We start from the raw sequence: 21,209 nt of genomic DNA, 5'->3' as shown, positions 1-21,209 counted from the left end.
ATGCCCCACGTTGCTTGCGGTGGGTCAAACCACGGCGCACAGTCGCCGTCAACGACACGGGGAACCACCGACATGAAGCGCCAGGAACTTCCCGACGGCACCGAGATCGCCAAGTGGTACGTGCGGGCCATCAAGGCCGGGCCGTTCGTGTTCGTCGCCGGCACCACCTCGCTCGACGCCAGGGGCCGGGTGCAGGGTCGCGACGCCGGGGCGCAGACGCGGGTGACCATGCGCAAGATCGCCAACGCGCTGAAGGGCGCCGGCGCCAAGGTCGACGACATCACCCGGCTGACCATCTACTGCACCGACATCCGCGACAGCGCCCTGATCACCAATGAACTGTCGCGCTGGTTCAAGAAATCGCGCTGCGCCTCCGCCCTGATCGGCGTGTCGACCCTGGCGGTGCCCGGCCTGGTGGTCGAGATCGAGGCCACGGCGGTGGTCGTCGACGGCCGCTGAGGCCAGCGCGCCCTTGAACTTGGCCGCGTCCGGCGCTATCTAGGCGCCAGATTTCGGGTGCGCGCACCGCCCCGGGTCGCGATCCGAGCCGCAACGCCAGTTGTCTATCGGGACCGTCCAGCAGGGCGATCCGGCCGCGCGGCGAACTTCCTGATGTCGAACAACGCGGAACCTGCCGCGCCTTCGGTCATTGACCACATTAGCCCGCAATCCGGGCCTCTCTCAGACGAATTCCCATGAATCTCCAGGATCTCAAGAAGAAAACCCCCGCGGAGCTTTCGGCCTATGCCGAGGAGCTGCAGATCGAGAACGCCTCGATCATGCGCAAGCAGGAGCTCATGTTCGCGGTGCTCAAGCGGCTGGCCGAGTCCGACCAGGCGATCTTCGGCTCGGGCGTGATCGAGGTGCTGCCCGACGGCTTCGGCTTCCTGCGCTCGACCGAGGCCAACTACCTCGCCGGCCCCGACGATATCTACATCTCCCCTGCGCAGATTCGTCGCTACGGCCTGCGCACCGGCGACACCGTGGAAGGCGAAATCCGCGCACCCAAGGACGGCGAGCGCTACTTCGCGCTGACCAAGCTCAACACCATCAATTTCGAGGACCCCGAGCAGGTCCGCCACCGCATCAACTTCGACAACCTCACGCCGCTCTATCCCGACGAGAAGCTCAAGGTCGAGCTTGAGGAAGCCGGCTTCGTCGCCGCCGAGAAGGTCACCGAGGATGTCGGCTCGGCGCGGGCCAGCGCCGCCGGCCGGGTCAGCACCGGCGGCCCGCGGCGCACGGCGACGCTCAGCAAGAAGCCGGCCGGACCGACCATCGACATCAGCACGCGCGTGATCGACCTGATCGCGCCGATCGGCAAGGGCCAGCGCGCGCTGATCGTCTCGCCGCCGCGCACCGGCAAGACGATGCTGCTGCAGAACATCGCCCACGCCATCGCCAAGAACAATCCCGAGGTCTTCCTGCTGGTGCTGCTGATCGACGAGCGGCCCGAGGAAGTCACCGACATGGCGCGCACGGTGAAGGGCGAGGTCGTGTCCTCGACCTTCGACGAGCCGGCCTCGCGCCACGTCGCCGTCGCCGAGATGGTGATCGAGAAGGCCAAGCGACTGGTCGAGCACAAGAAGGACGTGGTGATCCTGCTCGACTCGATCACCCGCCTGGGCCGCGCCTACAACACCGTGGTGCCGAGCTCGGGCAAGGTGCTGACCGGCGGCGTCGACGCCAACGCCCTGCAGCGCCCCAAGCGCTTCTTCGGCGCCGCCCGCAACATCGAGGAAGGCGGCTCGCTCACCATCATCGCCACGGCGCTGATCGACACCGGCAGCCGCATGGACGAGGTGATCTTCGAGGAGTTCAAGGGCACGGGCAACTCGGAGATCATCCTCGACCGCAAGCTCTCCGACAAGCGCACCTTCCCGGCGATCGACATCACCCGCTCGGGCACGCGCAAGGAGGAGTTGCTGGTCGACCGCGGCACGCTCAGCAAGATGTGGGTGCTGCGCCGCATCCTGATGCCGATGGGCACGGTCGATGCGATGGAGTTCCTGCTCGACAAGATGAAGACGAGCAAGAACAACGCCGACTTCTTCGCCTCGATGAACCAGTAGGGCCGGACGCGTGCGCTTCGCGTCGGCCGACGCGGCGATGCGCGCGCTGTTCGCCGAGTTCGGCCCGGTCGACGATCCCGACTGGCGCTTCATGTCGATCTTCGCCGCTGAACCGATCGACCCGGATCACCCCGACATCCGCACCGCACGCGGCGCCATTTCGCGCACCATGCATTTCGGCTCGGCGCGCCTCGACCTTACGACGGGCGTTGTCGAGTTCATCGACGAGGATCATCGCGACGGCGGCGAGTTCGTCGTCCGTCGCGTGTCCCTGTCACGCGAATGGTGCGAGGCGTTGAGCGTGCTCGACTGGCAGCGCGCGTAGCGCCGCCCATCACCCGGCGGCTAGGGCTTGTACGACTTTTCTCCGCTGGTGTTCTGACCCGGCGGCAGAGTCTCCGCCGGCACCTTGCGTCGCAGGATGTCGCTACAGACGCGGTTGGCAAACGCCTTGGGCAGCGTCGTCGACGCCCCCGACATGACGGCAATGCCGATCAGCCCACCGCCAGCGCGGACCTCGTCGACATAATACTCGCCCACGACTTCGCGGGTCTGCGGGTTCGTCAGCCGCACGAAACCGGCGAGTTGTGTCGAATCGCCGATCAGAATGGCGGCCGCGGCGTTCATCCCTTTGAAGTTCTCGAGGCGAACATCGAGCGTGTACTTGTTCGGCCCGTTGCCGCAGGTCTGTGCGACGTGCTCGAGCGCGGCCTTCAAGTTGGCGACGATCGTCGCGTTGACGGTCGCCGCCTCGGTCTCGACATTGATCGGACCGATGCCTGCCTGCGCCCTCGCAACATCGGGAAAGGCCCGGATCTCGCGGACCGGCTCGTGACAGGCGGCAAGCATGAACGCCACGCCCGCAACCGCAAGCGCGCGTACTACCAGGAACGACATCGAATTCCCCCTTGATCCCCCTTGCATTGGCACTGAGGATATTGCTTCAGTCGACATATCTCAATACGGGCAAAACGTCCCATGCTGTTCAACAACAAGGCTAAGCTGCTGGCGACCACGGTCGTGGCCGCTCTCATGGGGGTGGGGTGCACCTACGATGCACAGATGTCGCGTCCCGACTCGGCCAAGCCTGCGGCTGGCCAGGTCGCCAACGCTGCAGGCAGCCCGACGATCGAGGGACTCGACCGATTCAACCTCACGCTCAAGCCGATCACGCATATCTGCAGCGGGCACAACTACAAGCTGGCCTACCAGGAGCAGGCCCGCGACCGGATCGTCGCCGAAATCCGCGCCAGGCTCGGCGCAGCAGGAGATGCGGGCTCCGTCTCGGTTCGGTCCGTCGACGCGCACATGCGGTGCCTGCTGGCCGGATTCGGCTCCACGCAAACCGCCTGCGTGACCGATGCCACGATCCTGATCCAGACGTCCTGGACAGACGGGCGCCGGACACTGTCGGGGCAGGGCACGGGTACCGGCACGGGACGGTCGCCGGCCGGCCTCGTCTGCGAGAACGGCGGGCTATCGATCGGCATGGCGGTCGACGCCGCCCTCGATGCCGCCCTGAAGTCCGCGCTCATGCCGCGCTGAAGGACATCAGCGCGCCTCGAGCGCCATCTCCAGCACGCGTGCGACATGCAGCGCCTCGCGTTGCGAGCCGTCGTGGATCTGGTGCCGGCAGCTCGTGCCGTCGGCAATGATCAGCGTATCGGCGTCGGCGGCGCGCACCGCCGGCAGCAGCGACAGCTCGGCCATCGCCATCGACACGTCGTGATGCGCCGCCTCGTAGCCGAAGGCGCCGGCCATGCCGCAGCAGCTCGACTCGACCTGCGTGGTCGTCAGGCCGGGAATCCAGCCCAGCACGGTCTGCACCGGACCCATGGCGCCGAAGGCCTTCTGGTGGCAATGGCCGTGCAGCAGCGCTTTGCTTTGCGAGAGGGGCTCGAGCTTCAGGGCGCAGCGCCCCGCCGCCTTCTCGCGCGCCAGGAACTCCTCGAACAGGAAGCTGCTCTCGGCGATGCGCGCGGCCTCGTCGCCGAGGCCCATCACGGCGTACTCGTCGCGCAGCGACAGCAGGCAGGACGGCTCGAGCCCGACGATTGGCACGCCGCGCGCGACGAACGGCGCGACGGCGGCGATCAGCCGTGAGGCCTCGCGCCTGGCCTCGTCGACCAGGCCGGCAGCGAGATAGGTGCGCCCGCAGCACAACGGACGCTCGCCATTGGACGGCGATGCGACGTGCACCCTATAGCCGGCGGCCTCGAGCACGCGCAGCGCGGCGCGGGCGTTTTCGGGCTCGAAGTAGGTGTTGAAGGTGTCGGCGAGGAAGACGACCTCGTGCGCGCCCGATGACGTGCCCTTCGCGCTGAAACGATCGCCGCGCCACTTCGGCAGCGAACGCCTGGCCGAGAAGCCGAGCAGCTTCTCCGACATCGTCGCGGCGCCGGGCAGCATGTCGCGAAGGTTGAACAGCCAGGGCAGGCGCGCGGCCCAGGGTGCGTAGCGCGGCAGGTGGGCGATCAGCCTGTCCTTCAGGCTCAGGCCGTGCCGGCGGACGCGCTGGTGCGCCACCTCGATCTTCATGCGCGCCATGTCGACGCCGGTCGGGCAGTCGCGCTTGCAGCCCTTGCAGGCGACGCACAGATCCATCGCCGCGGCGACGGCGTCGGAGGTCAGGGCCTCCGGCCCGAGCTGGCCGGAGAGCGCCAGCCGCAGCGTGTTGGCGCGGCCGCGCGTCAGGTCCTTCTCCTCGCGCGTGACGCGGAAGCTCGGGCACATCGTGCCGGCGTCGAACTTCCGGCAATGGCCGTTGTTGTTGCACATCTCCACGGCCTTGGCGAAGCCGCCGGCCGGGTCGCCGCCAGAGCCTGGTGGAGTGGTGATCTCGGTGCGCGGATCGGCCTGCACGTTCCACGCCGACCAGTCGAGCGCGGTCTTCAGCGCGACGCTGCGGTAGCCCGGCTTGAAGCGGAACAGCTCGCGCTGGTCCATCTTCGTGGGCCGCACGATCTTGCCGGGGTTGAGGATGCCCAGCGGGTCGAAGGCGTCCTTCAGCTCCTCGAACGCCTTGGTGAGCCGCGGCCCGAACTGCCAGCCCACCCACTCGCTGCGCACCAGACCGTCGCCGTGCTCGCCCGAGAACGCGCCCTTGTACTCGCGCACCAGCGCGCCAGCCTCCTCGGCGATGGCGCGCATCTTCTCGGCGCCATCGCGACGCATGTCGAGGATCGGCCGCACATGCAAGGTGCCGACGCTGGCATGGGCGTACCAGGTGCCGCGCGTGCCGTGCTTCTCGAACACGTCGGTCAGGCGCGAGGTGTAGTCGGCGAGGTGCTCGAGCGGCACCGCGCAATCCTCGATGAAGGAAACCGGCTTTCCGTCGCCCTTCATCGACATCATGATGTTGAGCCCGGCCTTGCGCACCTCCCACAGCGCCGACTGCGCCCGGGCGTCGACCATCTCGACGACGCTGCCGGGCAGGCCGAGATCGCCCATCAGGTCGACGAGGCGCTTCAGGTCGCGGATCTGCGTGTCACGCTCCTCGCCGGCGAACTCCACGAGCAGGATGGCCTGCGGCTCGCCGATCAGCGCCGCGTCGATCACCGGACGGAAGGCGGGATTGGCGCGCGCCAGGTCGATCATGGTGCGGTCGACCAGCTCGACCGCCACCGGCTTGAGCGTGACGATGTGCTGGGTCAGCTCCATGGCGCGGCGGAAACTGGGGAAGTTCACCACGCCCAGCGTCTTGTGCTTCGGCAGCGGCGAGAGCTTCAACGTCAGGCGCCGCGTTACCGCCAGGGTGCCCTCGCTGCCGACCAGCAGGTGCGCGAGGTTGATCGAGTTGTCGGTCGTGTAGGGCCGCTCGCTCTGCGGATGGAAGACGTCGAGGTTGTAGCCGCCGACCCGGCGCAGCACCTTCGGCCACAGCCGCTCGATCTCGCCGCGCTCGCGCGCCGCCAGCCCGCGCGCCACGTCGGCGAGGCGCTTCACCGCCGGATCCGAATCGTCCTCGTGCCAGGTGCCGAAGCGCGCCGCGCCGCCATCGGCGAGGATGGCGTCGATCGCCTCGACGTTGTGCACCATGTTGCCGTAGCGGATCGAGCGACTGCCGCAGGAATTGTTGCCGGCCATGCCGCCCAAGGTGCACTGCGCCGAGGTCGAGACGTCGACCGGGAACCACAGCCCGTGCGGCTTGAGGAACGCGTTGAGATGGTCGAGCACCAGGCCGGGCTGCACGGTGATCGAGGCGCGCTCCCTGTCGAACTCCACGACCTCGCGCAGATGCTTGCTGAAGTCGACGACCAGCGCCTCGCCGACGGTCTGGCCGCACTGCGAGGTGCCGGCGCCGCGCGGCAGGATCGGCACCTTCAGGTCGCGCGCGATGTCGACCACCGCGCGCAGATCGTCCTCGTCGCGCGGAACCACCACGCCCACCGGGTCGATCTGGTAGATCGACGCGTCGGTGGCGTAGCGGCCGCGCGCGGCGGCGTCGAACATCACCTCGCCCTTGAGCGCGCCCTTCAGCGTGCGCTCGAGTGTGCGAACCGGCGCCTTGGGCATGGGCGACGACCTCGCGACGTCGGCGGCCGTCATGTCATGTCCTCCAGGACCGCGTCGCGCTTGTGCGCGAGGTGGTCCACCAGGATGCGGCGCAAGCGCTCGCCGTCGCGCGCCGCCAGGGCCTCGAGCATCTCGCCGTGGTCCTCGACTGCCCGGTCCCATTTCTCCTGGATATAGTTCGAGCGAAAGCGCAGCGCGTGCAGGCGGTCGTTGAGCGCGCGATAGGTGCGTGTCAGCGTCGGGTTGCCGGCGATGGCGTTGATGCGCTCGTGGATGACGCGGTTGATGCGATAGTAGCTCGGCAGGTCGCCGCGCGCGTGGCAGCCGACCATCTCCTCGTGCATCGCGCGCAGCGCCGCGATGTCGGCGTCGCTGACGTGCCGGCAGGCGAGCTCGCCCGACAATCCTTCGAGCGCGCCCATCACGGTGAAGGTGTCGCGCACGTCCTCGGGCGAGAGCTTCACCACCTGCGCGCCGCGGTTGGGCGGCAGCGCCACCAGCCCCTCGGTGGCGAGCACGCGCAGCGCCTCGCGCAGCGGCGTGCGCGAGATGCCGAGCTGCTCGCAGAGCTCGCGCTCGTTGAGCCGCTCGCCCGGTGTCAGGCGACCCTCGACGATCATGTCGCGCAGCCGTGCTGCCACCGCCTCGTGCAACGCCTGCCGGCTGATCAATGCCGATGGACCGTCCATCGCCTCACAAATCTCCTGACGACAAACCCGTCTGGACTCACTTTGGCATATTGTATACAAAATGCAAGACGCTCAGCCACGGAGGGACCGACCATGCTGCGCCTCAATGGGCACCCCAGCGGCCGCCATTTCCTGCAGATCCCCGGACCAACGAACGTGCCGGACCGCATCCTGCGCGCCATGGACCACCCGACGATCGACCATCGCGGGCCGGAGTTCCAGGCGATGGCGCTGAAGGTCCTGCGCGACGTGCGCCAGGTCTTCCAGACCGCGCAACCCGTGGTGATCTATCCGTCCTCGGGCACCGGCGCGTGGGAAGCGGCGCTGGTCAACACGCTCTCGCCCGGCGATCCGGTGCTGATGGTCGAGACCGGCCACTTCGCGACGCTGTGGAAGAAGATCGCCGAGAAGATCGGCCTGAAGCCCGAGTTCATCGCCGGCGACTGGCGCCGTGGCGTCGATGCTTCGGCCGTCGAGGCACGGCTGCGCGAGGACAGGGGCCAGGCGATCAAGGCGGTGTGCGTCGTGCACAATGAGACCTCGACGGCGGTGACCTCCGACATCGCCGCGGTGCGCCGCGCGATCGATGCCGCGAAGCATCCGGCCCTGCTGATGGTCGACACGATCTCCTCGCTGGGCTCGATCGACTATCGCCATGACGAGTGGGGCGTCGACGTCACGGTCGGCGGCTCGCAGAAGGGGTTGATGCTGCCGCCCGGCCTGTCGTTCAACGCCATCAGCGAGAAGGCGCTGGCGGCGTCGAAGGGCTCGACCCTGATCCGCTCGTACTGGAGCTGGGAGGAGCAGCTGGCGATGAACGCCAATGGCTGGTTCCCCTACACCCCGGCGACCAACCTGCTCTACGGCCTGAGCGAAGCTCTGGACATGCTGATGGAGGAGGGGCTCGCCAATGTCTTCGCCCGTCACGCGCGCCATGGCGAGGCGACGCGCCGCGCCGTGCGCGCCTGGGGGCTCGAGCTGCTGTGCGTCAATCCCTCGGAGTACAGCAACTCGCTGACCGCGGTGCTGATGCCCGCCGGCCACGACGCCGATGCCTTCCGCAAGGTCGTGCTGGCGAAGTTCAACATGTCGTTGGGCCAGGGCCTGACCAAGGTCGCCGGCAAGGTTTTCCGCATCGGCCATCTCGGCGACTTCAACGACCTGTCGCTGATCGGCACGCTGGGCGGCGTCGAGATGGGCCTCGCGGTCGCCGGCGTGCCGCACAAGGTCGGCGGCGCGCAGGCGGCGATGGACTATCTCAAGGGTGTCGCGTCGGGTGCGCAGGCACACGCCCGCGCAGCGGAATAGCGGCGCGCACGCAAGCGTCGACGGCGCGTTCGCCGTCGAACGATGCTCCCGTCATCAGGAGATGGAGGGAGATGTGACCTTGAAGGTCTATGGCGTCGCGGGCTCGCGCGCCGCGCGAGTCCAACGGCGGCATCCCGGTGATCGACGACGACGGCGACATCGTCTGGGAGTCGATGGCGATCTATCTCTACCTCGCCAAGAAGGCCGGCGGTGGACAGCTGGTCGGCGGCCGCTTCACCATCGCCGCCCTCAACATCGCCGCCGTACTGTCGTGGTCGCGCCCGGCGCGCGATCTCTATGCCGACTTCCCCCGCGTCACGGCGTGGCTGAAGGCCTGCCTCGACCCGCCGGCGCAGAAGAAGGTCCGGTGCATGCGCTGATTTTCTGGGCAGTGTGGTATCGGCACCACGTCGGCCCCGCACGTCCATGGATAGTGGAGACGGCGTGAAGCCAATGCCTATCGGTTCGATGCCTGGCTCGTCAGAAAGTTGTAACCCTTTGAGGATATGGGGGAATCGGCTAATCCCTTAACTTGGTTGGGGGATTTTTCGGTCGCTTTCGGTCTCGCCAGCGTGCCATAGTCGGGCTCAACCCGGATGGCCATTGGGAGCGCGGTCGAGCGGGGGGAGAGCGACATGACCGGATCCGACCGGGCCAAACGTGTGCTGATCTACAGCCACGACAGCTTTGGACTGGGCCATCTCAGCCGCTGCCGCACCATCGCCAACGCGCTCGCGGCGGCCGACGAGGATCTCTCCGTCCTGATCATTTCCGGCTCGCCGATCATCGGCAGCTTCGATTTCGGCGCGCGCGTCGATTTCGTTCGCGTGCCCGGCATCGGCAAGCGCAGCGACGGCGAGTACGAAGCGCTGAACCTAAACATCGGCATCGACCGCACCGTGGGCATGCGCGCGGCGCTGATCCGTGAGACTGCGGAGATGTTCGATCCCGACCTGTTCATCGTCGACAAGGAACCGTTGGGCCTGCGCGGCGAGGTGTCCGAGACGCTGAAGGTCCTGAAGGCGCGCGGCACGCCGCTGGTACTGGGCCTGCGCGACGTGATGGACGAGCCGACGATGCTGGCGCCCGAGTGGAAGCGCAAGAACGTGCTGCCGGCGCTGAAGCACCTCTACGACGAGATCTGGATCTACGGCCTGCCGCAGTTCAACGACCCGCTGAGCGGCATCACGCTGCCCAAGGCGGTGCGGCGCAAGACCGTCTACACCGGCTATCTGCGCCGCGACCTGCCGCGCGAGAGCGACGACCTCGCGGTGCTGCACGATCTTAACCGGCCCTACATCCTGGTCACCGCCGGCGGCGGCGGCGACGGCGAGGCGGTGGTCGACTGGGTGCTGCGTGCCTACGAGCACGACGCCAACATCCCCTATGCGGCGGTCGTGGTCTTCGGCCCGTTCATGGCGCCCGAGGCGCGCGAGTCGTTCCGCCAGCGCGCCGAGAGATTGCGCGGCGGGCCGGTGCGCACGCTCACCTTCGAGACCAATCTCGGTCCGCTGATGCAGCGCGCCGCCGGCGTCGTCGCCATGGGCGGCTACAACACCTTCTGCGAGATCCTGTCCTTCGACAAGAAGGCGCTGATCGTGCCGCGCACCGTGCCGCGGCGAGAGCAGTTCATCCGCGCCCAGGGCGCGCGACAGCTCGGCCTGGCCAACATGCTGGCCGACGACGGCGTGCGCGATCCGGCGAAGATGGCGACGGCGCTGCGGCAGTTGCCGCAGCAGGGCCTGCCGTCGGAGGTGGTGATCCCCGGCCTGCTCGACGGGCTGCCCAATGTCGGCAAGCTGGTGGCGCGCCATGTCAGGCGTCCGCTGTGGCGGCCGGTGCCGGTACTGCTGCCGCAGGACGATGCCGCGATCTCCGACACGGCGCGGCGGCGTAGACAGGCGTGATCGCTCCGGCCGGTCCCGGCCCCACCCTGGCCATCGTCGTCAAAGGCTATCCGCGGCTGTCGGAGACCTTCATCGCCCAGGAGATCGCTGCCTTCGAGGACCGCGGGCTCGATATCGTGATCGTCTCGTTGCGCCATCCGACCGAGAGCAAGACGCACCCGGTCCATCGGCGCATCCGCGCCGGGCTGCTGTACCTGCCGGAATACCTCCATCAGGAACCTCTGCGCGTGCTGAAGGCGTGGTGGGCGGTACGCCGCCTGCCGGGCTATCGCGCCGCGTCTCGGCAATGGCTGGCCGACTGGCGGCGGGATCGGACGCCCAATCGCGGCCGCCGCTGGGGCCAGGCGCTGGTGCTGGCGCACGAGCTGGCGGCCAGCGTGAAGGCGCTGCACGTGCACTTCCTGCACACGCCGGCCTCGGTGACGCGCTACGCCGCGATGATCCGCGGCCTGCCATGGAGCGGTTCCGCGCACGCCAAGGACGTGTGGACCACGCCGGCCTGGGAGATCCGCGAGAAGCTCGCCGATTGCCAGTGGCTGGTGACCTGCACCGCGACGGGTCGCGACCATCTCGCGCCGCTGGCGCCGACCAGGGATCGCGTCCAGCTGGTCTACCACGGCCTCGATCTGGCACATCTGCCGCCGCCGCCGCCGCCGCGGCCACCGCGCAACGGCAGCGCCGCCGCCGACCCCGTGACCATCCTCTCGGTGGGGCGACGCGTCGAGAAGAAGGGACTCGACGATCTGCTCGAAGCCCTGGCGCGACTGCCCGCGAGCCTCAACTGGAGCTTCGGCCATATCGGGGGCGGCCCGCTTGGCGAGCAGCTGAAGGCGCAGGCGCGCCGCCTGGGTATCGCCGATCGCTGCACCTGGCATGGCGCGCAGGCACAGCCCTTCGTCTTCAATGCCTATGGCTATGCCGATCTCTTCGTCCTGGCCAGCCGCATCGCCAGCGACGGCGATCGCGACGGCCTGCCGAATGTGCTGATGGAGGCGCAGAGCCAGGCGCTGCCGTGCGTCGCCACGCGCGTCTCGGCAATTCCCGAGCTGATCGACGACGGCAGGAGCGGGTTGCTCGTGCCACCGCGCGATCCGGCGGCGCTGGCGCAGGCGATCGAGCGCCTGATCCGTGATCCCGCCTTGCGCGCGCGACTGGGCCAGGGCGGCTTCGAGACGGTGCTCCGGCGGTTCTCCTTCGAGGCCGGCATCGAGCGTCTGGTCGCCCGTCTGCGTCGATAGATGCTATGTCCCCCCGCATGCGGATCGCGTTCCACACGCCGCTCAAGCCGCTCGACCATCCGACGCCTTCCGGCGACCGCTCGATGGCGCGGGCGCTGGCTGCCATCCTGCACCGGCTGGGCCACGAGGTGATCGCCGTCGACCGCCACCAGCCCGGCCGACGCGGCCTTGTCGAGCCCGGGCGCTTGGCCGAGGACCGCGACCGCCATCTGGCGCGCCTGCCCGAGCTGATCGGCCAGCGGCCCGACCTGTGGTTCACATATCACCTCTGGTACAAGCGGCCCGACTGGCTGGGCCCGGGCGTGAGCGCGGCGCTGAACATCCCCTATGTCGTTGCCGAGGCGTCGTACGCGCCCAAGCGCGCCGGCGGGCCGTGGGATGTCGGCCATCGCGCGGTGGGCGAGGCGATCGCCGCCGCCGACCTCGTGCTGACGCTCAATCCTGACGACGCGCCGATGATCGCGCCGCTACTGCGCACGCCCGACGCCGCGGCGACGATACCGCCCTTCCTCGACGTCGAGCCGTTTCGCGCCGTCCGCCGCCCTCCGCGCGATGGCGTGCCGATGCTTCTCGCCGTCGGCATGATGCGACCGGGTGACAAGCTCGCCTCCTATCGCCTGCTCGCCGACGCGCTGCAGCGCGTGCGCGATCTCGACTGGCGGCTAATGATAGTGGGCGATGGCGAGGTGCGCGGCGACGTCGAGGCCGCCTTCGCGCCGCTGGTAGATCGCGTCGTCCTCCACGGCGCAGCTGAAGCCGCGGGGCTGCCCGCGATCTATGCCGCGGCCGACCTGCTGGTCTGGCCGGCGATCAACGAAGCCTATGGCATCGCGCTGCTCGAGGCGCAGGCGGCGGGCTTGCCCGTCGTCGCTGGGCGCACGCGCGGCGTGCCCGCCGTGATCGGCGACGGCGAATCGGGTCTGCTGCCGGCCCTGGGCGACGCGCAGGCCTTCGCCGATGCAGTGCGCGCGCTGCTGGTCGATCCGGCGCGCCGCGCGGCGCTCGCCGCCGGCGCAGGCGCGCGGGTCGATCGCGATCATGATCTGCCGGCGGCCCAGGCGCGCATCGGAGCGGCGCTGGCGGCGATGCTGGCGCGCCGCGCGACGGGGGCGGCGGCGTGAGCGTGCGCATCGCCTTCCTGCGCCATGGCCCGACGGCGTGGAACGATGAGGGCCGGTTGCAGGGCATGACCGACGTGCCGCTGTCGTCGCGCGGCCGCGCCCATGTCGCGACATGGCGCGTTCCATACCAGGACTGGCGCTGGGCCTGCAGCCCGTTGACGCGCGCGCGCGAGACGGCGGTGCTGCTCGGCGCGCCGCCCTCGCTGGCGGTCGAGCCGGCGTTGCGCGAGATGGCCTATGGCGAGTGGGAGGGACGCACCCTGGACGAGCTGCGCGCGCGCGAGCCCCAGGGCATGCGCGATGCCGAGACGCGCGGTCTCGACATGGCGCCGCCGGGCGGCGAATCGCCGCGCCAGGTGATGGATCGGCTGCGGCCGTGGTTCGCGGCGCAGCGCGACGACGTCGTCGCCGTCTCGCACAAGGGCGTGATCCGCGTCGTGCTGGCGATGGCGACGGGCTGGGACATGAAGAGCCGGCAACCGGTCAAGCTTGACTGGAATTGCCTGCATGTCTTCGCCGTCGCAGGCGACGGCGCGGTGGCCGTGGACCGTCTGAACACGCCGCTGGGGAGCGAGAGGGCGGCATGAGCGCCCGGCTGATGTTCCACGTCCAGCACCTGCTGGGCATCGGCCACCTGCGGCGCGCCGCGACGCTCTCGCGCCACTTCGCCGCCGCCGGCCACGACACGGTGCTGACCTCCGGCGGCGCGCCGGTGCCGGGCCTCGACATTGGCGGGGCGCGGCTGGTGCAGCTGCCGCCGGTGCGCGCCACCGACAAGCTGTTCAAGGTGCTGGTCGACGATGCCGGTGCGGTGATCGACGACGCGTTCAAGGCGCGCCGCGCCGAGATGCTGGTCGACACGCTGCGCCGCCATCGGCCGGATGTTCTATTCATCGAGCTGTTTCCCTTCGGCCGCCGTCAGTTGCGCTTCGAGCTCCTGCCGCTGGTCGAGGCCGCCAAGGCGCTGCCGCGGCCGCCGCGCATCGTCTCGTCGGTGCGCGACATTCTGGTGCAGTCGCCCAAGCCCGAGCGCGTCGCCGAGATGGTCGACCTGTTCGGGCGCTATTTCGACGACGTGCTGGTGCACGGCGACCCGGCGTTCATTCCCTTCTCGCGCACCTTTTCCGAGCACGCACGCCTGGCCGATCGCACGCACCACACCGGCTACGTGATCGACGGCTTGCCTGGGCGCGGGCAGGCCCGCGATGTCGGGCGCGGAGAGGTGATCGTTTCGGCGGGCGGCGGCGCGGTCGGCGCGCCACTGATGGCCGCAGCGCTCGATGCGCGCGCGCTGAGCGGGGTGCGCGAACTGCCGTGGCGTTTCCTGTGCGGCCACGCCATGCCGGACGCCGACTTCGAGGGGTTGCGCGCGCACGCGGCGCGTCTCGACCCCGGGCGCATCGTCGTCGAGCGCGCGCGCGGCGATTTCACCACCATGCTGGCGAACTGCGTGCTGTCGATCTCGCAGGGCGGCTACAACACCGTCATCGAAACCCTGTCCGTGGCCGACCGCGCGGTGATCGCGCCCTATGCCGGCGGGCTGGAGACCGAGCAGGCCTTGCGCGCCGAGCTGCTGGCCGAACGCGGTGTCTTTCAGGTCGTGGCCGAGGACACGCTCTCGCCGGCGACACTGGCGGCGGGCGTGGACCGCGCGCTCGAGGGGCCCTCGATCCGGTCGTTTCCGCGCATCGATGCCGACGGCGTCGCCCGGACGCTGCAGCTGGTCGAGGGATGGTTGCGCCCATGAGCGCCTGGCGGGAGCTCGACGAGGAGCTGGCGCGCTGGTCCGATCTGGGACGCGTCGCCACGCTGTGGTGGCGCGACGACGATGCGAGCGACGCGACGCCGGCGCTCGACCGCCTGCTGGCCCTGCAGGCACGCCACGACGTCGGGCTGGCGCTCGCGGTGATTCCCGAACGCGCGACCGCCGCGTTGTCGGCACGTCTCGCCGACGCCGCCGGCACGGCGGTGCTGCAGCATGGCTATGCGCACCAGAACCATGCGGCCGCCGGCGAGAAGAAGACGGAGCTCGGTCCGCATCGGCCGGCAATGGTCGTGCTGGGCGAGCTCGGCACCGGCTGGATGGCACTCGAACGCTTCTTCGGTGCGCGTGCGCTGCCGGTGATGGTGCCGCCGTGGAACCGGATCGCACCTGCTTTGGTGCCGATCCTGCCGGAGATCGGCCTGCGCGGCCTGTCGACATTCGGCCCGCGCAGGCGCATGGAGCCGGTACGCGGCCTGTGCCAGGTCAATACCCATGTCGATCCGGTCGATTGGCGTGGCGGCCGCGGCTTCGTCGGCGAGCAGGCCGCCGTCGCCAGCCTGACACGATCTCTTGCCATCCGGCGACTGGGCGGGTTTGAGTCGGCTGTCGGGGAGGAAACGACGGGTTTGCTGACGCACCATCTCGTGCAGGATGAGGCGGTGTGGGCGTTCATCGAACGGCTGATTGCACGATTGCGCGCTCACTCCGGGGTCCGCATACTCGCGCCGCAAGAGGTCTTTGGGCTGTCATGACAGGGCGGTATCGCTATCGAACGAAGGATCTGTTCGGCGACTATGCGCGGGCGGCCGCCGGCGCCTTGATCTGCCTGGCGCCGGCGGTCTTCGTCGACAGCAACAGCGTGACACTGGGGCTGGCGGCGGTCGGGCTGCTATTCGTGGTCTTCGGCTTGCGTACCGCCCTGCGTCAGGCGACGGAGATCGTCGTCGACGACCAGGGCATGGCCGCCGTGGGCCCGTTGCCGCGGCGTATCGAATGGAAGGCAGTCCAGCGCGTGAAGCTGTCCTATTACACCACACGCCGGGATCGTCAGGGCGGCTGGATGCACATGACCCTGAGCGGACACGGCGGCACAATCCGCATCGATTCCGCTCTCGAGGGGTTCGACGACATCGCCCGCCGCGTCGGCCGCACGGCGCAGGAGAACGGCGCCGAGCTCAGCGACACCACAAGGGCCAATTTCGCCGCGCTGAACATCGTCCTGCCCGACACCCCCGCGACGGACCGGGCGACATGAGCGACCTGCTGCGAGTTCGCGACCTCAAGATCGACTTTCGCGTGCATGACGGAATTCTGCGCGCGGCCGATGGCGTGTCTTTCTCGGTCAAGCCGGGCGGCACGGTGGCGCTTGTGGGCGAGTCCGGGTCGGGCAAGTCGGTCTGCGCCCAGGCGATCATGGGCCTGCTGCCCAAGGTCGCGACCATCGCCGGCGGCTCGATCGAGTTCACCGACCCGGCCGTTCCCGACGCCCGGCCGATCGACATCGCGCGGCTCGATCGCAACGGCGCGCTGATGCGCACGATCCGCGGCGGGCGCATCTCGATCATCTTCCAGGAGCCGATGACCTCGCTCTCCGCCCTGCACACCGTGGGCGACCAGATCGGCGAGGCGGTGAAGCTGCATGGCGGCCAGCTTTCCGAGCTCGACACGCTGGGCGACCAGATCGGCGAGGTCGCCGAGAAGGTCCAGGCGCGTTCGGGCGGCAAGATGAGCACCAGGGAGGCGCTCGAGCTCACGCGCGAGATGCTGGAGCTGGTCGGCTTCCCGGACCCCAGGCGGGCGCTGCGCACCTATCCCTTCGAGCTCTCCGGCGGCCTGCGCCAGCGCGCCATGATCGCCATGGCGCTGGTCTGCCGCCCGGCGCTGCTGATCGCCGACGAGCCGACGACGGCGCTCGACGTGACCATCCAGGCACAGATCCTCAAGCTGATGAAGGATCTGCAGGGACAGCTCGGCATGGCGATGCTGATGATCACCCACGATCTCGGCGTCGTCGCCAACATGGCCGACGAGGTCGTGGTGATGTATCGCGGCAAGGTGGTCGAGAGCGGCGTCAGCGAGGACATCTTCCGCCACGCCGAGCACCCCTACCTGAAGGCGCTGCTGCACGCCGTGCCGCGCTTCGGCATGGCCGACGACGAGCGCCTCGTGCCGATCCGCGAGATCCAGAGCACCACGGGCCACCTGCTCGCCGAGAAAGCGCCCGTCGAGAAGACCGACGACTTCGATCCCGCCGCGCCGATCCTCTCGGTGCGCCACATCCACAAGACCTACGCCATCCGCAAGGCCGAGGGCTTCGTCGACACGATGCTCGGCCGCGGGCCGGCGCGCATCGTGCACGCCGTCAACGACGTCAGCTTCGACGTGCAGCGCGGCGAGTGCCTGGGCCTGGTGGGCGAGAGCGGCTGCGGCAAGACTACGCTCAGCAAGATCCTGATGCGCGCCATCAGCGCCGATCCGGTCATGTCCACCAAGGGCGGCGGCATCGTCTTCGACGATCACGGCCGCAAGGTCGACGTCATGGCGCTGAGCGGCCCGGAGCTGGTGAAGTTCCGCCGCAAGCTGCAGTTCATCTTCCAGGACCCGTTCGGCTCGCTCAATCCGCGCATGACGGTATTCGACATCATCAGCGAGCCGCTGGTAATCCATCAGGTGGGCGACGACGCACATCGCCGCGAGATGGTCGGCGAGCTGATGGAGCTGGTCGGGCTCGACCGCCGGCACCTCAACCGCTACCCGCATTCCTTCTCCGGCGGCCAGCGCCAGCGCATCGGCATCGCGCGCTCGCTGGCGCTCAGGCCTGACATGGTGATCTGCGACGAGCCGGTATCGGCGCTCGACGTGTCGATCCAGGCGCAGATCCTGAACCTGCTGAGGGACCTGCAGGACAGGCTGGGCCTGACCTACATGTTCATCAGCCACAATCTCGCGGTGGTCGACTACATCGCCGACCGGATCGCCGTGATGTGCGCGGGGCGCCTGGTCGAGCTGGCGCCGGGCGGCGAGCTGTTCCGCAATCCGGTGCATCCCTATACCAAGGCGCTGCTGGCGGCGGTGCCCGAGCCGGATCCGGCCAAGCGCCTCGACCTCGGCGCACTGATGGAAGGCAAGGCATCGATTCCGTCGGAATGGCCGGCGCCATTCACCGAAAGCGATGCGGCACCACTGGATTGGCTCGATCTCGGCAACGGTCACTTCGTGCGCGCCGGCGCCGACCTGCTCGGGCGTCCCTCGGAGAGGGCGGCATGATGAACACCTCCGTCATCCTGAGCGCAGCGAAGGATCTCGCGATATCGCGGTCCAGTCGAGGCGCTGTGTTCGGTCGCACCACCGCTAGGTCCTTCGCTGCGCTCAGGACGACAGTGTGGGCTGTGCTGGCGGCGTGCTTCCTCTGCGCCGGCGTCGCGATGGCGCAGCCGGCGCCGAAGGAAAGCGCGCTGTTCGCCGACAGGGTAAAGGCCGGACAGATGCCGCCGGTCGGGCAGCGCCTGCCGCAGGCGCCGCTGGTCGTGACCGAGTTCGCCGGCAAGGACGGCCCCGGCAAGCAGGGCGGCGAGATCACCATGCTGATGGCCACGCCGCGCGACGTGCGCATGATGGTGGTCTACGGCTACAGCCGGCTGGTGGGCTTCAACCACAAGTTCGAGCTCAAGCCCGACATCCTCGAGAGTGTCAGCGTCGAGGAAGGGCGCATCTTCACCCTGAAGCTGCGGCCCGGGCACAAATGGTCCGACGGCCACCCGTTCACGACGGAGGATTTCCGCTACTACTGGGAGGACGTCGCCAACAATCCCGATCTGTCGCCGGTCGGTCCGTCGATCGAGATGATGGTCGACGGCAAGCCACCGCAGATCGAGATCATCGACGCCACGACGATCAAGTACACTTGGCATCGACCCAATCCCGGCTTCCTGGAATCGCTCGCCCGGCCGGCGCCGCTGTTCATCTTCCGGCCGGCGCATTACCTCAAGAAGTTCCACAAGAAGTACGCCGATCCGGCGTTCCTCGAGAAGACGCTCAAGGATTTCGGCCCGCGCGGCTGGGCGCCGCTGCACAACCGCCTTGACGACATGTACCGCAACGAGAACCCGGACCTGCCGACGCTCGAGTCTTTCGTGATGAAGACGCGGCCGCCGTCGCAGCGCTTCGTCTTCGAGCGCAACCCGTACTATCACCGCATCGACGGCCAGGGCACGCAGCTGCCCTATCTGGATCGCATCGTGCTGAACATCGCCAGTGCCCAGCTGATCTCGCTCAAGGCCGGCTCCGGCGAAAGCGACCTGCAGGCGCGCTACCTCAAGTTCGCGGACTACACGTTCCTGCGCAAGGGCGCGAAGCAGTTCGGCTTCGAGGTGAAGCTGTGGGACACGGCGTTGGGCAGCAACATCGCCATCTTTCCCAGCCTTACGGTCAAGGATCCGGTCTATCGCGCGCTGTTCCGGCAGCCCAATTTCCGCCGCGCGCTGTCGATGGCGATCGATCGCGACGAGATCAACGAGCTGCTCTACATCGGCCTGGCACAGCCCTCGCAGAACACGGTGCGCCCGCAATCGCCGCTCTATCGTCCCGAGTATGCCAGCAAGTGGGCCAAGTTCGATATCAGGGAGGCCAACCGGCTGCTCGACAAGATCGAGCTCAAGTTGCCCGACGGCAGGACCGGCACCATCCGCAGGCGTGACGAGCAGGGCATCCGCATCTTGCCTGATGGCAGGCCGCTGAACATCCTGCTGGAGATGGACGGGCAAGTTACCGAGGAGGCCGACGTGCTGCAGCTGGTCGCCGACACCTGGAAACGGGTCGGCATCAAGCTGCATCTGCGTGCGCGCGATCGCCACGATCTGCGCGCCCGGCTCTATAGCGGCGAGACGCAGATGACGGTCGACAACGGCTTTGAGAATGGCCTTGCCAGCGCCACGTCCAACCCTGCCGAGTTCGCCTGCCTGTCCCAGCCTACACGGTGGTGCTCGGCCTGGGGCCAGTACCGCGACACCTACGGCAAGTCGGGCGAACCGGTCGACATGCCGAGCGTCCAGCGCATGAACGACTTGGCGGCAAGGTGGGAAAGAGCCACCGATCCCAAGGAGCAGGAGAAGATCTGGCACGAGCTGCTGCAGCTGCATGCCGATCTGGTGTTCACCATCGGCATCGTGACGGGCGTTCAGCAGCCGGTGGTGATGAGTCCGCGGCTGCGCAACGTGCCGGACAAGGGCATCTACAATTGGATCCCCGGCTCGCACTTCGGGGTCTACCGGCTCGACTCGTTCTGGCTGGCTGGCGGGCGATGAGCATGACGTCGCGCTTCGCCGTCCATGACATGCGCCGCCTCGAGCACGACCGGCGACGCCGTTCGCGCGGCTGGGACGTGCGCTTCGTCGCCGCGGTGCTGATGCTCTATGGCTGCATCGGCGTGGCGTTCTTCGCCGTCGAATGGATGCACGCGGCGCCCGACGACGCGCCGGCGACGGAGCAGGAGCTGCGCGACTGGCGCTCGGGGCGCGCAGGCCCGCATCCGGCGGTGCCCCCGCCCGCGCTCGAGCCTCCCGGCTCGGCTGCGTCGGAAGGGCGCTGAGACATGCTATCGTACATCGTCAAGCGCTTCCTGATCATGATTCCCACGCTGGCGGTCATCAGCGCGCTGGTCTACTTCATCATCAACCTGCCGCCGGGCGACTGCGTCACGACGATCATCGACGAGCTGATGGCGCGGGGCGATCCCAACGCGACGCGCAAGGCCGAGGAGATCCGCAAGCTTTACGGTCTCGACCAGCCGGTGTGGGTGCAATATCTCGACTGGGTGAAGGGCATCTTCTCGTGGGATTTCGGCCTGTCGTGCCAGGACCAGGTACCGGTGTCGAAGCTGATCGGCGACCGCATGCTGCTGACCATCATCATGGAAAGCGCGACCATCGCCTTCATCTGGATCGTCTCGTTCGTCATCGGCGTCTATGCCGCCACGCACCAGTATCGGCCGGGCGACTACCTGGCCTCCTTCATTGGCTTCATCGGCCTAGCGACGCCGAACTTCCTGCTGGCACTCGTGCTGCTCTACGTCGGCAAGGTCTATTTCGGCGTCTCGATCGGCGGCCTGATGGATCCGCAGTATCTCGATCAGCCGTGGAGCTGGGCGAAGTTCCGCTCGGTCCTGGAGCATCTGCTGATTCCCGTGATCGTCATCGGCACCGCCGGCACTGCCGGCATGATCCGCCGCCTGCGCGCCAACCTGCTCGATGAGCTGCAGAAGCAGTACGTCGTCACCGGCCGCGCCAAGGGGCTGCCGCCGATGAAGCTGCTGATCAAGTATCCGCTGCGCCACGCGCTCAACCCGTTCATCGCCGACATCGGCACCATCCTGCCCGAGGTGATCTCGGGTTCGGTGATCGTCTCGGTGGTGCTGTCGCTGCCCACAACCGGGCCGATGCTGCTGGAGGCGCTGAAGAGCCAGGACGTGAACCTCGCCGCGACCTTCCTGCTCTTCGTCGCCGTGCTGACCGTGATTGGCACGCTGATCTCCGACCTCCTGCTGGCCGCGCTCGATCCGCGCATCCGCCTGCAGGGCGGCGCGACACGCTGAGGCCG

At 68.4% G+C, this 21,209-nt stretch carries 18 protein-coding genes and 2 pseudogenes; 17 read left to right on the top strand and 3 right to left on the bottom strand.

All coding sequences use genetic code 11. The annotated features are described in order from the left end of the window. The first annotated feature begins 72 nt into the window (after nt 1-72). The 3 genes from KF889_09845 (at nt 73) to KF889_09835 (ending at nt 2,397) form a co-directional block, all read left to right on the top strand. Nucleotides 73-459 carry a RidA family protein gene (locus tag KF889_09845; GenBank protein MBX3499733.1) on the top strand — a complete coding sequence of 129 codons (387 nt, stop codon included), beginning with the start codon at nt 73-75 and terminating at the stop codon, nt 457-459. A gap of 236 nt (nt 460-695) precedes the next feature. Then, complete coding sequence (rho, locus tag KF889_09840; protein MBX3499732.1) at nt 696-2,072, top strand: transcription termination factor Rho; 1,377 nt, start codon at nt 696-698, stop codon at nt 2,070-2,072. Nucleotides 2,073-2,082: 10 nt separating this feature from the next. Further along, nucleotides 2,083-2,397: a hypothetical protein gene (locus tag KF889_09835; protein MBX3499731.1), complete on the top strand. Its 315-nt coding sequence runs from the start codon at nt 2,083-2,085 to the stop codon at nt 2,395-2,397. 20 nt (nt 2,398-2,417) lie between these two features. Here KF889_09835 and KF889_09830 read toward each other — a convergent pair whose 3' ends face one another. Then, nucleotides 2,418-2,969 carry a hypothetical protein gene (locus KF889_09830; GenBank protein MBX3499730.1) on the bottom strand — a complete coding sequence of 184 codons (552 nt, stop codon included), beginning with the start codon at nt 2,967-2,969 and terminating at the stop codon, nt 2,418-2,420. Between the two features lie 81 nt (nt 2,970-3,050). Here KF889_09830 and KF889_09825 point away from each other — a divergent pair, with 81 nt between their 5' ends. After that, nucleotides 3,051-3,617 carry a hypothetical protein gene (locus KF889_09825; protein MBX3499729.1) on the top strand — a complete coding sequence of 189 codons (567 nt, stop codon included), beginning with the start codon at nt 3,051-3,053 and terminating at the stop codon, nt 3,615-3,617. Between the two features lie 6 nt (nt 3,618-3,623). On the opposite strand, the gene KF889_09820 is transcribed toward KF889_09825, so the two are convergent. Beyond that, nucleotides 3,624-6,620 (bottom strand): FAD-binding protein, encoded by a 2,997-nt coding sequence (locus KF889_09820; GenBank protein ID MBX3499728.1) that lies wholly within the window; start codon nt 6,618-6,620, stop codon nt 3,624-3,626. Next, nucleotides 6,617-7,276, bottom strand: coding sequence for a GntR family transcriptional regulator (locus tag KF889_09815; protein ID MBX3499727.1), 660 nt, complete (start codon nt 7,274-7,276; stop codon nt 6,617-6,619). Before KF889_09815 ends, KF889_09820 begins: the two co-directional genes overlap by 4 nt. Before the next feature lie 93 nt (nt 7,277-7,369). Between KF889_09815 and KF889_09810 the strand changes: the two genes are divergently transcribed. The 13 genes and pseudogenes from KF889_09810 to KF889_09750 all read left to right on the top strand — a co-directional run bounded on the left by KF889_09810 (nt 7,370) and on the right by KF889_09750 (nt 21,204). Beyond that, nucleotides 7,370-8,584 (top strand): aminotransferase class V-fold PLP-dependent enzyme, encoded by a 1,215-nt coding sequence (locus KF889_09810; protein MBX3499726.1) that lies wholly within the window; start codon nt 7,370-7,372, stop codon nt 8,582-8,584. Nucleotides 8,585-8,657: 73 nt separating this feature from the next. Beyond that, nucleotides 8,658-8,964 (top strand): annotated as a pseudogene (locus KF889_09805) (hypothetical protein). A gap of 255 nt (nt 8,965-9,219) precedes the next feature. Next, nucleotides 9,220-10,401: pseudogene (locus tag KF889_09800) on the top strand (hypothetical protein). A gap of 122 nt (nt 10,402-10,523) precedes the next feature. Continuing rightward, nucleotides 10,524-11,729 carry a glycosyltransferase family 4 protein gene (locus KF889_09795; GenBank protein ID MBX3499725.1) on the top strand — a complete coding sequence of 402 codons (1,206 nt, stop codon included), beginning with the start codon at nt 10,524-10,526 and terminating at the stop codon, nt 11,727-11,729. Between the two features lie 5 nt (nt 11,730-11,734). Next, nucleotides 11,735-12,850: a glycosyltransferase family 4 protein gene (locus KF889_09790; GenBank protein ID MBX3499724.1), complete on the top strand. Its 1,116-nt coding sequence runs from the start codon at nt 11,735-11,737 to the stop codon at nt 12,848-12,850. 2 nt (nt 12,851-12,852) lie between these two features. Further along, entirely contained in the window at nt 12,853-13,437 is a 585-nt protein-coding gene (locus tag KF889_09785) for a histidine phosphatase family protein (GenBank protein MBX3499723.1), read from the top strand. Then, the gene (locus tag KF889_09780; GenBank protein MBX3499722.1) at nt 13,434-14,597 is read left to right on the top strand and encodes a glycosyl transferase; all 1,164 of its coding nucleotides are present in this window, start codon (nt 13,434-13,436) and stop codon (nt 14,595-14,597) included. Before KF889_09785 ends, KF889_09780 begins: the two co-directional genes overlap by 4 nt. Beyond that, nucleotides 14,594-15,367, top strand: a complete 774-nt coding sequence (locus KF889_09775) for a polysaccharide deacetylase family protein (GenBank protein MBX3499721.1) — start codon at nt 14,594-14,596, stop codon at nt 15,365-15,367. Before KF889_09780 ends, KF889_09775 begins: the two co-directional genes overlap by 4 nt. After that, entirely contained in the window at nt 15,364-15,870 is a 507-nt protein-coding gene (locus KF889_09770; GenBank protein MBX3499720.1) for a hypothetical protein, read from the top strand. Before KF889_09775 ends, KF889_09770 begins: the two co-directional genes overlap by 4 nt. Then, nucleotides 15,867-17,882: an ABC transporter ATP-binding protein gene (locus KF889_09765; GenBank protein ID MBX3499719.1), complete on the top strand. Its 2,016-nt coding sequence runs from the start codon at nt 15,867-15,869 to the stop codon at nt 17,880-17,882. Before KF889_09770 ends, KF889_09765 begins: the two co-directional genes overlap by 4 nt. 113 nt (nt 17,883-17,995) lie before the next feature. Next, a complete protein-coding gene (locus KF889_09760; GenBank protein MBX3499718.1) occupies nt 17,996-19,918 on the top strand; it encodes an ABC transporter substrate-binding protein in 1,923 nt (640 codons plus the stop codon). Next, on the top strand, nt 19,915-20,202 hold the full coding sequence (locus KF889_09755; protein ID MBX3499717.1) for a hypothetical protein: 288 nt from the start codon (nt 19,915-19,917) through the stop codon (nt 20,200-20,202). The genes KF889_09760 and KF889_09755 overlap by 4 nt, the downstream gene beginning before the upstream one ends. 3 nt (nt 20,203-20,205) lie before the next feature. Further along, nucleotides 20,206-21,204 carry an ABC transporter permease gene (locus KF889_09750; GenBank protein MBX3499716.1) on the top strand — a complete coding sequence of 333 codons (999 nt, stop codon included), beginning with the start codon at nt 20,206-20,208 and terminating at the stop codon, nt 21,202-21,204. Nucleotides 21,205-21,209: the final 5 nt, after the last annotated feature.

Source organism: Alphaproteobacteria bacterium (assembly GCA_019635875.1).
Lineage (GTDB): Bacteria > Pseudomonadota > Alphaproteobacteria > Reyranellales > Reyranellaceae > JAFAZJ01.
Note: the sequence above shows the minus strand (reverse complement) of the source record. Positions and strands in the feature narration are given on the sequence as shown.

Excerpts from the sequence above, each read along its gene's own strand:
- KF889_09780 (MBX3499722.1), top strand. The coding sequence starts at position 13,434 with ATGAGCGCCCGGCTGATGTTCCACGTCCAGCACCTGCTGGGCATCGGC.
- KF889_09765 (MBX3499719.1), top strand. The coding sequence starts at position 15,867 with ATGAGCGACCTGCTGCGAGTTCGCGACCTCAAGATCGACTTTCGCGTG.
- KF889_09820 (MBX3499728.1), bottom strand. The coding sequence starts at position 6,620 with ATGACGGCCGCCGACGTCGCGAGGTCGTCGCCCATGCCCAAGGCGCCG.
- KF889_09775 (MBX3499721.1), top strand. The coding sequence starts at position 14,594 with ATGAGCGCCTGGCGGGAGCTCGACGAGGAGCTGGCGCGCTGGTCCGAT.
- KF889_09755 (MBX3499717.1), top strand. The coding sequence starts at position 19,915 with ATGAGCATGACGTCGCGCTTCGCCGTCCATGACATGCGCCGCCTCGAG.
- KF889_09845 (MBX3499733.1), top strand. The coding sequence starts at position 73 with ATGAAGCGCCAGGAACTTCCCGACGGCACCGAGATCGCCAAGTGGTAC.
- KF889_09815 (MBX3499727.1), bottom strand. The coding sequence starts at position 7,276 with ATGGACGGTCCATCGGCATTGATCAGCCGGCAGGCGTTGCACGAGGCG.
- KF889_09830 (MBX3499730.1), bottom strand. The coding sequence starts at position 2,969 with ATGTCGTTCCTGGTAGTACGCGCGCTTGCGGTTGCGGGCGTGGCGTTC.
- KF889_09810 (MBX3499726.1), top strand. The coding sequence starts at position 7,370 with ATGCTGCGCCTCAATGGGCACCCCAGCGGCCGCCATTTCCTGCAGATC.
- KF889_09790 (MBX3499724.1), top strand. The coding sequence starts at position 11,735 with ATGTCCCCCCGCATGCGGATCGCGTTCCACACGCCGCTCAAGCCGCTC.
- KF889_09825 (MBX3499729.1), top strand. The coding sequence starts at position 3,051 with ATGCTGTTCAACAACAAGGCTAAGCTGCTGGCGACCACGGTCGTGGCC.
- KF889_09770 (MBX3499720.1), top strand. The coding sequence starts at position 15,364 with ATGACAGGGCGGTATCGCTATCGAACGAAGGATCTGTTCGGCGACTAT.
- KF889_09750 (MBX3499716.1), top strand. The coding sequence starts at position 20,206 with ATGCTATCGTACATCGTCAAGCGCTTCCTGATCATGATTCCCACGCTG.
- rho (MBX3499732.1), top strand. The coding sequence starts at position 696 with ATGAATCTCCAGGATCTCAAGAAGAAAACCCCCGCGGAGCTTTCGGCC.